Source organism: Rhodococcus sp. ARP2 (assembly GCF_001029585.1).
Taxonomy (GTDB): domain Bacteria; phylum Actinomycetota; class Actinomycetes; order Mycobacteriales; family Mycobacteriaceae; genus Rhodococcus_F; species Rhodococcus_F erythropolis.
The window spans coordinates 138,623-151,726 of the sequence record NZ_LEKE01000068.1; the positions used below are offsets into that span (position 1 = coordinate 138,623).

Sequence of the window (13,104 nt, forward strand, 5' to 3'; positions counted from 1 at the left end):
CGTGCGCCTTTTCGGTAGTGGTTACTACCGAAAAGGCGCACAGGGGTATCAGGCCGGCGGACGGCCTGGACCGTGCATCTTGCCGGCATTCTTCGGCATTCGACCGTGCTCGGTGAGTGCGCGCCGAAGGAGAAACTCGATCTGGGCGTTGGTACTTCGGAGATCGTCGGCGGCCCAGCGGGCAAGCGCGTCGTGCACCGCTGGGTCCAACCGAAGCAGGATCTTCTTGCGCTCCGACCTCGGAGCTGGATCCGTGGCCATGTGGCCTTTCCTTTACTGGTAGAGCGAACCGGTGTTCAGCACCGGTTGTGCGTCGCGGTCGCCGCACAGCACGACCAGAAGGTTACTGATCATCGTGGCCTTGCGTTCCTCGTCGAGTTCGACGACGTGCTTTTCCTCGAGTTGCTTGAGTGCCATGTCGACCATGGACACCGCACCTTCGACGATTTGCTTGCGGGCGGCGATCACTGCACCCGCTTGCTGGCGCCGAAGCATTGCGCTGGCGATCTCGGGTGCATACGAGAGCCTGTTGATGCGTGTCTCGATAACTTCGACACCCGCCGCACGCACGCGGGCGTGAACCTCCTCCGACAAGGTGGTGGTGATGATATCGGCGTTCTCGCGCAACGAGACTCGGCCTTCGGCGTCGTACGGGTAGCTGCCGGCGATATGGCGGACTGCCGCCTCGGTCTGCACCGAGACGAACTCCTCGTAGTCGTCCACCTGGAATGAGGCGAGCGCTGTGTCGGCAACTTGCCAGACGACCACCGCCGAGATCTCGATGGGATTTCCGTCGGCGTCGTTCACTTTCGCCTGACCGGTCTCGTGGTTTCGGATGCGCGTCGAGATCGATCGACGGACCGTCAGCGGATTTGTCCATCGCAGGCCCGGCGTGCGCAGGGTGCCGCTGTACGAGCTTCCCAGGAGTTGAAGGACTCGGGCTTGATTCGGTTGCACCAAGGTCAGGCCCATCAGCAGGGGGAGTGACGCGATGAACAGCACCACACCGACCGGAATCAGGGCGAAGAGTCCCAGAACTCCGCCAACGACGGACAGCGCGATTCCGGCCAGGAAGAGAAGGACGCCGCCGAGGAGCATCCAGCTGCCGGACAGGTCCCAGCCTGGGCGTTCGGCGATCGTTGTGGTGGCGACTCCGGTCGGTTTCTCGGCCACGGTGGGTGTGCTGGTCATGCGGGACTCGCTTTCCATCGGTAAGTGATATTTAATTGATATCACATTTTTTGTACTCGTGGAGGGGCGCGTGCGACACATGTTGTTGTGTTGGCATCGCGGACCCGACACAACGGGTAGTGTTCAGGCAAGCCAACATTCGGCAGTATCTCTCTCGCTAGGTAGGAATTATGGTCAAGCTGGTCAGTCGCGTTTCCGCCATCAACTGGAATCGCGTCCAGGACGAGAAGGACGCCGAGGTATGGGATCGCCTCGTCAGCAACTTCTGGCTGCCCGAAAAGGTGCCGGTCTCCAACGACATCCCGTCCTGGGGAACGCTGACCGCGCAGGAGCAGCAGCTCACCATGCGCGTCTTCACGGGCCTGACGCTGCTCGACACCATCCAGGGAACGGTCGGCGCCGTCAGCCTCATCCCGGACGCGATCACTCCCCACGAAGAAGCGGTGTACACCAACATCGCCTTCATGGAATCGGTGCACGCGAAGAGTTACAGCTCGATCTTCTCGACGCTGTGCTCCACCCCGGACATCGACGACGCGTTCCGCTGGTCGGAGGAGAACCCCAACCTGCAGCGCAAGGCGCAGATCGTTCTCGACTACTACAACGGCGAGTCGCCGCTCAAGCGCAAGGTCGCCTCGACGCTCCTCGAGAGCTTCCTCTTCTACTCCGGCTTCTACCTGCCGATGTACTGGTCCTCGCGAGCCAAGCTCACCAACACCGCAGACCTCATCCGCCTCATCATCCGCGACGAGGCCGTGCACGGGTACTACATCGGCTACAAGTACCAGAAGGGCCTCGAACAGCTCACCGAGGCCGAGCGTGAAGAGCTCAAGAACTACACGTTCGAGCTGCTCTTCGAGCTCTACGAGAACGAGGTCGACTACACGCAGGACCTCTACGACGGCGTCGGCCTGACCGAGGATGTCAAGAAGTTCCTGCGCTACAACGCCAACAAGGCGCTCAACAATCTCGGCTACGAAGGCCTCTTCCCGAAGGACGAGACGGACGTCAATCCGGCTATCCTGTCGGCACTTTCACCGAATGCGGACGAGAATCACGACTTCTTCTCCGGCTCGGGAAGCTCCTACGTCATCGGCAAAGCCGTCAACACCGAAGACGACGACTGGGATTTCTAGAGCGACCCGCTCGGGATTTCTAGAGCGACCTATATACCGAAGCCCGACTCCTGCACACGCGGGAATCGGGCTTCGGTCGTCGATGGGGGAGTGGGTCAGCGCAGAAACCACGCTTCCGGCTTGTCCAGCAATGCTTTTGCGAGGCGCAGACGCGAGGTTTCCGTCATGTCCGAAGGCAATTCGCTCGGCGCGAACCACGCGACCTCGAGGTTTTCGTCGTCCGCCACGTGTGCATCTCCGCCGGTCCACCTGGCCAGGAAGCAGACGTCGAGGTACTGGGTCACGTCACCATTGGGGTACGTAATGGGTTCTGTGACATCGACACTCGTGATCCGAATCAATTCGGCGTCGACGCCGGTTTCTTCCTTCGCCTCCCGCACCGCCGCCGCCGACGGTTCCTCTCCGGGCTCGAGAACGCCGGACACGACGGCCCACTGACCGTTGTCGGCGCGGCGGGTGAGCAGGACCCGGCCGTCGTCGTCGCGGATCACGACGCTCACGCCGGACAGCCAGAGCGGCGCATGACCGACCTTCTCGCGCAAAGCGACAATGAATTCCGGGATCGGCATGATCAGAACCCGACCGTCACAGTTGTGGCGAGCCGCCTCGAATGTGGGAGTAGCGGTTCGTTCCAGTCAGCTCGCATATCCGTTCAAGGTTCCCTTCAAGTCCGCCAATACGGCACGGGCGGCAGTCATCCCGTTTCCGTTCCAGATTTCGTCTTCAGCGACGAACACACGCCGGTCGGTGGCGGCGGCGAGGTCCTGCCACTGGTCGCTCTTCATGATCTCGGTGCCGTAGGTACGGCCGTTCGGCCCGTCGAAGAGTACGTAGATCAAGTCACCTTCGGCGGCGCTGAGATCGTCGGCCGGAATCGGTGCTGTGGTCGCATCGGTCAATCGCTGCGCCGGTGGGCGCCGGACGCCGACGTCGCTGAGGATCTGTCCGGCGAAGGATGCGGGACCCTCGATCTGCAGGTCCTTCGAACCGAACCGAACCACTGATGCCTGCGTCTGTGATGCATTCAATGCGTCGCCGAGTTGCACGACGTCCTGCTGGTAGCGGTCCAGCTCCGTCGCAGCCGCGGACGAACGGCCAAGTGCCTGGCCGGCGAGGGCGAACTGCGCTTTCCAGTACACGGGATCCGCGCCGGCGAACACGGTGGGGGCGATGGCGTCGAGTTGCCCGTACAAACCGTCGGACGCCGGACTGGACCCGAGGATCAAGTCCGGCGCGGCGGCCTTCACGGCGTTGACGTCGGGTGCGCTCACGGGGCCGACGCTCGGAATCTCCGAGATGCCGAAACCGAGGTACGACGGTTGAGGCGAGTCGACACCGGTCGCGGCGCCCACTACCCGCTCCCACAGACCGAGGGCGCACACGGCGTCCATCGAGACGCTGTCGAGGACCACGATCCGTTGGGGATCGGAAGGAACCTCGGTTTCACCCGCAGTGTGTACGACTCGACGCTTCACCCCGGGGCCCGCTCCCGGGTCGGCTTGCGTCGGCGTCGGGCACGCGGTGGCGGTGTCGCGTTCGATGCCCATCACGCCGGCACCGGCGATCGACGTAGTGGTCCGGACGATGGTGCTCGAGGGATCGTCCGACGAGTCGGACGAGCAACCACCGAGGACGAGCATCGTGGCGGCGATCCCCAGGATCGAGACACGACGAATGGACGTGCGGACGGTCGTGCGTGAGAGAACAGACGTGCGTGAGAGAACAGACAAGTCGACGGCTTCCTGTGTGAGCGGGCGCCGTTCAGGTTAGCTGTTCGACTCAGCTGTTCTGCTTGTCCACCTCGAACGTGTCCGAGAGGTCGTCGAGGATCATGTGGGCGCCCTGGATGCTGACCGGCGACATCCAACGTGAATCGTCCACGTCGACCTTGCGTCCTCGAAGGGTCTGCCACAGCGGGCTCTCGAGGAACGGCTTCGCAGCTTCGGCGCTCTTGCCCTCGGCGTCTTGCCAGGTGCTGATGAAGATGACGTCCGCGTCGGCTTCGTTGATCAGCTCGGGGCTGATCTTCATCATGATGTTTCCGGCATCGGCGGGGTCAGGTCCCTGGTTGTCCGGGCGCTTCAATCCGGCGTCCTGAAGGACGATGCCGCTGAACGAGGTGGTGCGGTAGAGGCGTGCCGTCGGTTCACCGGCGAATCGGACTACCGAGATGACCGGGTTGTTCGCCTTCTCGTTGATTTCCTTGCCGACGGTGGCTGCGCGGGTTTCGTACTCGGTGATCTTCGCCTCGGCCAGTGACTCCTTGCCCAGCGCTTGACCGACCAGGCGGATGTTGTCCTTCCACGTCGGGCCGGTCGTCTGAGTGAAGACGGTGGGTGCGATTGCGGACAGTTGTTCGTAGTTCTTCCCGTCGCGGACCTCGGCGGAGATGATGAGGTCTGGCTGCAGTGCGGCGATCTTCTCGAGGCTTGCACTGCTGACCGTGCCGACCGAGACGGCGTCCGCGGCGAATTCCTCCCGGGAGGATCCGAGGTAGTCGGGCAGACCGGGCTCTCGGTAGTCGACGTAGCCGACGAGCGGGGATTCGAGGAGAAGGACGGCGTCGGTGAAGCTGTTGTCGAGCGCGACGATCCGCTGGGGTGCTGCCGGGATTTCGGTGCTTCCACGGAAGTGTTCGATCGTGCGGGGGAATGCGCCCGACTCGGTCGAGGTGGTGGTTGCAGCGGGCTCGTCGTTACTCGAGCAGGCTGGAACGACCAAGGCGATCGAGGCTGCGACGGCTACCAGCGCGGCGCGGCGGGGAAAGAATTTCACTGAATACTCCTGAGGTGAGTTAGGCGAGGGTGACCTTATCAGTGGAGGAGATGGCCGAAAACGGACACCGGCCGAATTCTTCGACGGGTACGACACGCCGATTCGGATGTGGGTTCGGACTCCCGAGGGAACATAAACCGCAGGTCGTTCGTTTGGTGCCCCCAAAAACGGATGCTCGAGTACGACGCAGAGTAGGACCGGGTCGCGGTGCCTCGGAGTCACGGTCTACGATTCGATGAGCGCAAGCCAGAAGCCGTTGTCCGCAGCCCGGGCGACGGACCCTGCGGGCGCAACCAAGGGCTCTTTGACGGAGTCTGCGGAGCGACCAAAGGCACATTCAGGAGGATCAGTGACTGCCGTAGCGCCCCAGCCAGTCCCCACGATAGCGCCGGCCAGGCCTTACCCGCCGCGGCAGGGACCCAAGGGCTCATTCATTTTCAAGATGATCACGACCACCGATCCCAAGGTGCTCGGAATCATGTACTTGGCGACTTCCATCGCCTTCTTCCTCATCGGTGGCCTCATGGCACTGATGATGCGTGCCGAACTTGCTGTACCCGGCATGCAGTTCCTTTCCAACGAACAGTTCAACCAGCTGTTCACCATGCACGGCACGATCATGCTGCTGCTGTACGCGACCCCGATCGTCTTCGGCTTCGCGAACTACATTCTTCCGCTCCAGATCGGTGCACCTGACGTCGCGTTCCCGCGTCTGAACGCGTTCAGCTACTGGCTGTACCTGTTCGGCGCGATCATCACGACGGCCGGATTCGTCACGCCCGGTGGCGCAGCAGACTTCGGTTGGACGGCATACACGCCGCTGACCAGCGCGCTGCACAGCCCCGGCGTCGGCGCCGACCTGTGGGTCTTGGGTCTGGCTGTCGCCGGTCTCGGCACCATCCTCGGTGGCGTCAACATGGTCACCACCGTGATTTGCCTGCGCGCACCCGGTATGACCATGTTCCGCATGCCGATCTTCACCTGGAACATCTTCATCACCAGCATCCTGATCCTGCTGGCGTTCCCGCTGCTGACCGCTGCATTCATGGGCCTGTTCGTCGACCGCCATCTCGGTGGACACATCTTCGACCCGGCAACGGGCGGTGTGCTGCTGTGGCAGCACCTGTTCTGGTTCTTCGGTCACCCCGAGGTGTACATCATCGCGCTGCCGTTCTTCGGCATCGTCTCGGAGATCTTCCCGGTCTTCAGCCGTAAGCCGATCTTCGGCTACAGCGGCCTGGTGTACGCAACGTTGGCCATCGCCGCTCTGTCGATCGCAGTGTGGGCTCACCACATGTACGCGACCGGCGCTGTTCTCCTGCCCTACTTCTCGTTCATGACGTTCCTGATCGCCGTGCCGACAGGTGTGAAGATCTTCAACTGGATCGGCACGATGTGGAAGGGGCAGTTGACCTTCGAATCGCCGATGCTGTTCTCGATCGGCTTCCTGATCACCTTCCTCTTCGGTGGTCTGTCGGGCGTCATCCTCGCGAGCCCGCCGCTCGACTTCCACGTCACGGACAGCTACTTCGTCGTCGCCCACTTCCACTACGTGGTCTTCGGTACGGTCGTGTTCGCCACGTACGCCGGTATCTACTTCTGGTTCCCGAAGATGACCGGCCGCATGATGGACGAGCGCCTCGGCAAGTGGCACTTCTGGACCACGTTCGTCGGCTTCCACGGCACGTTCCTCGTCCAGCACTGGCTCGGTGCCGAGGGTATGCCGCGTCGTTACGCCGACTACCTGCCCTCGGACGGGTTCACGGTTCTGAACTCGGTGTCCACGATCTTCGCGTTCGTACTCGGTGCCTCGACGCTCCCGTTCATCTGGAACGTCTTCAAGAGTTACCGCTACGGCGAAGTGGTCACCGTCGACGATCCGTGGGGCTACGGAAACTCGCTGGAGTGGGCGACAACCTGCCCGCCGCCGCGTCACAACTTCACCGAGTTGCCGCGCATCCGCAGCGAGCGTCCGGCCTTCGAGCTGCACTACCCGCACATGGTGGAGCGAATGCGCGCAGAAGCGCACGTCGGCCCCGGTCACGGTGGGAAGAACGCCAGCACCGTGCTCGAAGATGCTCGTCACGAGCCGCTCACAGTCGGGGACGAAGGCGACCCCGGCACCGACAGCCGCTCCTGAGCGAAGTAACACACTGAAGTAATCAGCGAAGGCCCCGCCCGAGTAACGGGTGGGGCCTTTCGCTTGGCACAATAGTGACGATCAAGACGCGAACGAAGAAACGATCGGAGTTTTCGGTGGGTGCCTCTGACACCACTGTTCTGGTGACTGTGACCGGGCCGGACCGCCCTGGCGTCACCTCGGTACTGTTCGCGGCGCTGTCGCGGCACGATGTGCGTCTGCTCGACGTGGAGCAGGTGGTGATTCGAGGTCGACTGACACTCGGCGTCATGGTGGCCTGCCCGAACGATCCCGAAGCCCTTCAGGAAGAGCTCGAACAGGCGATGGCGACGGTCGGAATGAACGTCGACATCGAAATCGGTGCCGATCCAGGTCGACCTGCAGTGTCCACTCACGCGGTCGTTGTTCTCGGCAGCCCCGTCAATGCCCGCGCAATGCGCTCGGTGGCACGCGAACTCGCGAAGCAGGGCGCCAATATCGACTCCATCCGTGGTGTCGCCGACTATCCGGTCACCGGCCTCGAACTCAGCGTCAGCGCAGCCGATACTGTCGACGGCGACGCGAAGCTGCGTACCGGACTCGCCGAGGTCGCCGCTCTCGAAAACGTCGACATCGCAGTCGAGCGCGCAGGACTGGCTCGCCGGGCCAAGCGTCTGATCGTGTTCGACGTGGACTCGACGCTCGTACAGGGCGAGGTCATCGAGATGCTCGCCGCGAAGGCCGGCGTCGAGGACGAGGTCCGCGCCGTCACCGAAGCTGCGATGCGCGGCGAGATCGACTTCACCGAATCACTGCACCAGCGTGTGGCGACACTCGCCGGTCTCGACGCCTCCGTCATCGACGAGGTGGCAGAGAGCATCGAACTGACGCCGGGTGCGCGCACCACGATCCGTACCCTGCGCCGCCTCGGATTCCACTGCGGCGTGGTGTCCGGCGGTTTCCGCCAGGTCATCGAAGGCCTCGCACACGAACTCGAACTGGACTTCGTGCACGCCAACACCCTCGAGATCGTCGATGGCAAGCTGACCGGACGTGTGATCGGTGAAATCGTCGACCGCGCTGCGAAGGCCGTCGCGTTGCGCAAGTTCGCCGATCAGGTCGGTGTGCCGATGGAACAGACTGTCGCCGTCGGTGACGGTGCCAACGACATCGATATGCTCAACGCCGCGGGACTGGGTGTGGCGTTCAACGCCAAGCCCGCGTTGCGGGAGGTCGCGGACGCGGCTTTGTCGCATCCCTTCCTCGATGCTGTGCTGTTCATTCTCGGTGTGACCCGCGACGAGGTCGAGGCTGCGGACGCCGTCGACGGTGGCGTACGACGCGTACCGATTCCATGAGTTCCGATCCAGCAGTCAGTTCCGATCCCGATTCTCGCTGGCGCGAGCGCCACGCGGTGTTGGCCGCTGGGTACGGTGGGCGAGACGATCCCACGGATCCGGCACTGGTGTTGGCGATGCCGATCATTCTCCACATCCCGAAGGCAGACCCGCCGAAGCGCACTGCACTGCTCGAGGCTGCCGCAACGGCGGCAGTGGCGCTGTGCCTGGACGAACGCGTCGGGTTCACCGAAGACGGGGAGCCCGGCCCGTGGCACGAGGACTATTCGGCGTGGGTGGGTGCCCGGATCCGGAAAGTGTCTCGCCGAGCGCGTGGAGCCCAGTGGCTCGCCGCGCAAGAGGTGCCGGGAATCACCGTCGACGTGGATGGCGCCCAGGCGCGGGCTCTGGTTCCCGGGCCGGTCGGAGAACTGGACCCGCGAATCAAGAAGTTGCAGATCGGTGGCACCGACCTGGAGCACGACGAGCCTGGCCAGCCCGAGCCCGGTCTTCCGGTGCTGTGGATCGACTCGGAGCTCGAGATGACGGTAGGCAAGGCGTCGGCACAGGTAGGGCATGCCTCGATGTTGTTGGCAGCGGCCATGTCCGAGAAACAGTGCTGGGTATGGGCGCAGAACGACTTTCGCTGCTCGGTACGCGACGCAAGTCCGAAACAGTGGGCCGAGGCAGTAGACCGATTGAAGCGGTCGGAGGCTGTCGCGGTTCGTGATGCGGGCTTCACGGAAGTGGCACCAGGCTCCATGACAGTCATCGCGGTTCCGTAGTGACCTAACCGACCAGTCCAGTATCGACAACTTGGCTATGGATGAACAGTCCAGTGGCCTTCAAGATGGTCGAGTGTTGATACGGAGATTCGCCTCGCTGTTCGTTGGTCTGTGGTTGTACGGCTTCTCGATGGCCATGATGATCACAGCCGGCCTCGGACTGGACCCCTGGGATGTGTTCCATCAGGGCGTGGCCGAGCATGTTTCGCTCAGTTTCGGCGTGATCACTGCGATTACCGGTGCGGTGGTACTGCTGCTCTGGATTCCGATCCGTCAGCGGCCAGGGTTCGGCACGGTCGCCAATGTCGTGGTAATTGCAATCTCGGTGGATACTTCACTGGCCTTCTTGCCGGTCTTTGATTCCATGCCAGTTCGCGCCGCGATCATGGTCGCGGGAATCCTCCTCAACGGACTGGCCAGCGTTCTCTACATCGGGGCAGGCATGGGGCCGGGTCCCCGCGACGGGTTGATGACAGGACTGGTGGCGCGCACCGGCTTGTCGGTCAGGCTCGTGCGTACCAGCATCGAAATCGCGGTCCTCGCTACCGGATGGCTCCTCGGTGGAACGGTTGGCGTCGGAACAGTGTTGTACGCCTTCGGGATCGGGCCGACCATTCAATTACTGCTCAAGGTGCTGCCGGATTCCATGACAGCAGCGGTTACCGGCGGACGTGTCACGGAACGTAAGGCCAAGACCGTGGGTCCGGTCAATGAGATCTCCGTGCCGACGGGAACTTCGGCCGTGGAGGCAGGTTCGCCGGTCGGTGACGCCGAATCGAACGATGCAGTCAAGGTGCCGTCGAACCATTCCGGAGTGCCGACGGTAACCTGAACCGGTCCACCGGAATGCAGGATCAGGAGCCAACTGTCGTCACCGAGTGGGCGCCCGGTCCGAGTGTGAGACCGAACGTCGGCTCCGTCGATCCAGGCCTGCAGCGTTCGGTGACTCTCGTCGTACCATGCGGTGTCGTCGAACTCGACGCCGGCAGCGTCGAACCAGACGAGGTCCGGGTGCTCCAGTCTTCTTCTGCCTTCGAAGAATTCGGGCTGACGCAACGCCGGTGCCGCTCGGCGTAAGCCGAACGCTCGGGAGACGAACTGCACCAACGACTGATCGGCCGCCGTCCAGTCCAGGGCCCACGAATCGGCTGGGGAGGCAAGTGTGGGAACACAATACGCGTTGTTGTTTCCGCCGAGACTGTGGCCGAACTCGTCTCCGGCGGTGAGCATCGGTGTGCCTGTCGACAGCACGAGCGTGGCCAGTAGCGCCCGTACATGACGTGCCCTGGCGTCCTGAATCTCGGGATCGGTGCTGGGGCCTTCGATTCCGTGGTTGAACGAATCGTTGTGATCGGCGCCGTCACGATTGTCTTCACCGTTGGCTTCGTTGTGCTTGTGGTTGTACGCGACCAGATCGGCGGCGGTGAACCCGTCGTGCGCTGTGACGAAGTTGATCGACGCCCATGGGCGACGGCCGCTGCCGGCAAAGATGTCCTCGGAACCGGCGAGGCGCGACGCGACCTTCCGGACGCTGGAGCCGCCGTTCCAGAACTGGCGAATAGTGCTGCGGTACTTGTCGTTCCATTCCGACCATTGGAGTCCGAAGTTTCCGACCTGGTAACCGTCGGCAGTGGCATCCCACGGTTCGGCGATGAGCTTGCACCGGGTCAGTACCGGATCGGAGGAGATGGCCGACAAGATGGATGCCCGCTGGTCGAAGCCGCCGCCGCGCGGCCTACCCAACGCGCTCGCGAGATCGAATCGGAAGCCGTCGACACCCATTTCGGTGGCCCAGTAACGGAGGCTGTCGGTGATCATGCGGACGGCGATGGGGGAGCAGGCGTCGACCGTGTTGCCGCACCCGGTCAGGTCGATGTCGCGGCCGTCGCCGTCGAGAAGGTAGTAGCCGCGGCCGTCCAAACCTCGCCAGCTGACGCTGATTCCGTCGACACTCTGCTCGCAGGTGTGGTTGTAGACGACGTCGAGGATGACCTCGATGCCTGCCGCGTGTAGTGCGTCGACCATGATCCGGAACTCGGTGACTTCGCCGCCCGGAGTTGCCGCGTATCCGGGATGCGGGGCGAAGTACGACGCCGTCGAGTATCCCCAGTGGTTGCGCATCCCTCGCTCGCGGACGCTCTGTTCGGTCAGAAACGCCTGTACGGGAAGCAGTTCCACGGCGGTGACGCCGAGTGAGACGAGGTGATCGATCACGACCGGTGCCGTCAGGCCGAGGTACGTTCCGCGGTGGGCGGCGGGTACTCCTGGATGACTGGCGGTGTACGCGCCCACATGCAGTTCGTAGATCACGCTCTCCTCCCACGGCGTCTCGAGGCGGGCTCCGGCGGGCACGAGGCCGGGAGTCACCACGGACAGCGGCACGTGGCCGAGCGAGTCGAGGGTAGACGGGTCGCCGAAAGGATGGTCGGCGTACGACAGGAGGGCACGGTGGTCACCGAGTTCCCCCTCGATGCGGCACGCCCACGGATCGATGAGCAGCTTGTGTGGGTTCAGTCTCAGTCCGGCGCGCGGATTCCACGGGCCGCTTGCCCGAATTCCGTATCGCTGCCCCGCACCGATCCCGGCGATGATCCCGTGCCAGATTCCGTACGTGTGTTGCCGGAGTTCGACGCGATCTTCGTTTCCGTCCTGGTCGATCAGGCAGATCTGGACGCTCGACGCAGCTGGTGCGTGGACCGCGAACTGGGTTCCGGAGTCCACGATGTTGGCGCCGAGTGGGAACGGAGACCCGGGCGTCGGGGTGTGAGTTTCGATGAGAGGCGACACGCAAGATGATCCTGCCGTGAACGGCCGGAGAATGTGCGGGAAGATGTTCGGGTGCCGCTACCTGATCCAGATCTGCTCATCGATTTCGACAACGTACTCATCCGTCGGGGAGGGTCCACTCTGGTGGGGCCCGTCACCTGGAAAGTGGAGCTGGACGAGCGATGGGTGGTGCTCGGACCCAACGGTGCCGGCAAGACCTCGCTGCTGCGCATCGCGGCCGGTGAGACTTTCCCGACCAGTGGTTCTGCCCACCTCCTTGGCGAAGTTCTCGGCAAGGTCGACGTCAACGAGTTGCGCCCGCGAATCGGTTTGTCCTCGTCGTCGTTGGCGAACCGCGTGCCCGGCGACGAGAAGGTCAGCGACCTCGTCGTGTCGGCGGGCTACGCCGTTCTCGGTCGGTGGCGCGAGGAGTACGAATCCATGGACACCTCGCGCGCTGTGGAGATGCTCGAAAGCCTCGGCGCCGAGCACCTGGCGGATCGGACGTACGGGACGCTTTCCGAAGGCGAGCGCAAGCGCGTCCTCATCGCGCGAGCCTTGATGACCGATCCCGAACTTCTTCTCCTGGACGAGCCCGCCGCCGGGCTCGATCTCGGTGGACGTGAGGAACTTGTGGCCAGACTCGCCGAACTGGCTGCCGATCCGGACGCCCCGGCAACCGTTCTGATCACCCATCACGTCGAGGAGATCCCGCCGGGATTCACTCACGCACTCCTTCTCAAGGAAGGTGAGGTCGTCTCTCAGGGCCTTCTGGACGACGTCATCACCGCCGAAAATCTGAGCGCGGCATTCAGCCAGTCCATCAGCCTCGACAAGGCGGACGGCCGATACTTCGCACGACGTGCGAGGCCGTCCGGGGCTCATCGCGCGTGAGCTTCAGTGGGACCTGAAATGCGGCCCAGATCACAGATCGCGTAGGTTCGCGAAGCATGGCTAACGAGAATGCAAACGCTGTCCCCGAGCCCAAGGATGCG

At 63.3% G+C, this 13,104-nt stretch carries 11 protein-coding genes and 1 pseudogene; 6 read left to right on the plus strand and 6 right to left on the minus strand.

Features of this window, described 5'->3' with window-relative positions; genetic code table 11:
• Nucleotides 1-48 precede the first annotated feature (48 nt).
• Nucleotides 49-261: a hypothetical protein gene (locus tag ABX74_RS19605; protein ID WP_003944723.1), complete on the minus strand. Its 213-nt coding sequence runs from the start codon at nucleotides 259-261 to the stop codon at nucleotides 49-51.
• A gap of 12 nt (nucleotides 262-273) precedes the next feature.
• Nucleotides 274-1,191 carry an SPFH domain-containing protein gene (locus ABX74_RS19610; RefSeq protein ID WP_003944699.1) on the minus strand — a complete coding sequence of 306 codons (918 nt, stop codon included), beginning with the start codon at nucleotides 1,189-1,191 and terminating at the stop codon, nucleotides 274-276.
• Nucleotides 1,192-1,361: 170 nt separating this feature from the next.
• Here ABX74_RS19610 and nrdF point away from each other — a divergent pair, with 170 nt between their 5' ends.
• A complete protein-coding gene (gene nrdF, locus ABX74_RS19615) occupies nucleotides 1,362-2,327 on the plus strand; it encodes a class 1b ribonucleoside-diphosphate reductase subunit beta (RefSeq protein WP_003944744.1) in 966 nt (321 codons plus the stop codon).
• Between the two features lie 95 nt (nucleotides 2,328-2,422).
• Here the strand turns inward: nrdF and ABX74_RS19620 are convergent, their stop codons facing one another.
• The 3 genes from ABX74_RS19620 to ABX74_RS19630 form a co-directional block, all read right to left on the minus strand.
• On the minus strand, nucleotides 2,423-2,896 hold the full coding sequence (locus tag ABX74_RS19620; RefSeq protein WP_019747889.1) for an NUDIX hydrolase: 474 nt from the start codon (nucleotides 2,894-2,896) through the stop codon (nucleotides 2,423-2,425).
• Between the two features lie 66 nt (nucleotides 2,897-2,962).
• Nucleotides 2,963-4,057, minus strand: coding sequence for an iron-siderophore ABC transporter substrate-binding protein (locus ABX74_RS19625; protein ID WP_047889500.1), 1,095 nt, complete (start codon nucleotides 4,055-4,057; stop codon nucleotides 2,963-2,965).
• A gap of 49 nt (nucleotides 4,058-4,106) precedes the next feature.
• Nucleotides 4,107-5,102, minus strand: a complete 996-nt coding sequence (locus ABX74_RS19630; protein ID WP_019747891.1) for an ABC transporter substrate-binding protein — start codon at nucleotides 5,100-5,102, stop codon at nucleotides 4,107-4,109.
• Nucleotides 5,103-5,451: 349 nt separating this feature from the next.
• Here ABX74_RS19630 and ctaD point away from each other — a divergent pair, with 349 nt between their 5' ends.
• From ctaD to ABX74_RS30460, 4 genes are all read left to right on the plus strand, one after another.
• Nucleotides 5,452-7,242, plus strand: a complete 1,791-nt coding sequence (gene ctaD / locus ABX74_RS19635) for a cytochrome c oxidase subunit I (protein WP_020907234.1) — start codon at nucleotides 5,452-5,454, stop codon at nucleotides 7,240-7,242.
• A 116-nt stretch (nucleotides 7,243-7,358) separates the two neighbouring features.
• On the plus strand, nucleotides 7,359-8,579 hold the full coding sequence (gene serB, locus ABX74_RS19640) for a phosphoserine phosphatase SerB (protein ID WP_020969288.1): 1,221 nt from the start codon (nucleotides 7,359-7,361) through the stop codon (nucleotides 8,577-8,579).
• Nucleotides 8,576-9,343, plus strand: a complete 768-nt coding sequence (locus tag ABX74_RS19645; RefSeq protein WP_047889501.1) for a peptidyl-tRNA hydrolase — start codon at nucleotides 8,576-8,578, stop codon at nucleotides 9,341-9,343. The genes serB and ABX74_RS19645 overlap by 4 nt, the downstream gene beginning before the upstream one ends.
• 37 nt (nucleotides 9,344-9,380) lie before the next feature.
• A complete protein-coding gene (locus tag ABX74_RS30460) occupies nucleotides 9,381-10,175 on the plus strand; it encodes a membrane protein (protein WP_317617259.1) in 795 nt (264 codons plus the stop codon).
• Here the strand turns inward: ABX74_RS30460 and glgX are convergent.
• Nucleotides 10,088-12,130, minus strand: a pseudogene (gene glgX, locus ABX74_RS19660) (glycogen debranching protein GlgX); the annotation flags it as partial. The gene ABX74_RS30460 and the pseudogene glgX sit on opposite strands and share 88 nt — an antisense overlap.
• Before the next feature lie 51 nt (nucleotides 12,131-12,181).
• Between glgX and ABX74_RS19665 the strand changes: the two are divergent.
• Nucleotides 12,182-13,003 (plus strand): ABC transporter ATP-binding protein, encoded by an 822-nt coding sequence (locus tag ABX74_RS19665; protein ID WP_003944728.1) that lies wholly within the window; start codon nucleotides 12,182-12,184, stop codon nucleotides 13,001-13,003.
• The last annotated feature ends 101 nt before the right edge of the window (nucleotides 13,004-13,104 follow it).

Coding starts and splice junctions, on each gene's coding strand:
- ABX74_RS19605 (WP_003944723.1), bottom strand. CDS start 261: ATGGCCACGGATCCAGCTCCGAGGTCGGAGCGCAAGAAGATCCTGCTT.
- ABX74_RS19610 (WP_003944699.1), bottom strand. CDS start 1,191: ATGACCAGCACACCCACCGTGGCCGAGAAACCGACCGGAGTCGCCACC.
- nrdF (WP_003944744.1), top strand. CDS start 1,362: ATGGTCAAGCTGGTCAGTCGCGTTTCCGCCATCAACTGGAATCGCGTC.
- ABX74_RS19620 (WP_019747889.1), bottom strand. CDS start 2,896: ATGCCGATCCCGGAATTCATTGTCGCTTTGCGCGAGAAGGTCGGTCAT.
- ABX74_RS19645 (WP_047889501.1), top strand. CDS start 8,576: ATGAGTTCCGATCCAGCAGTCAGTTCCGATCCCGATTCTCGCTGGCGC.
- ABX74_RS30460 (WP_317617259.1), top strand. CDS start 9,381: ATGGATGAACAGTCCAGTGGCCTTCAAGATGGTCGAGTGTTGATACGG.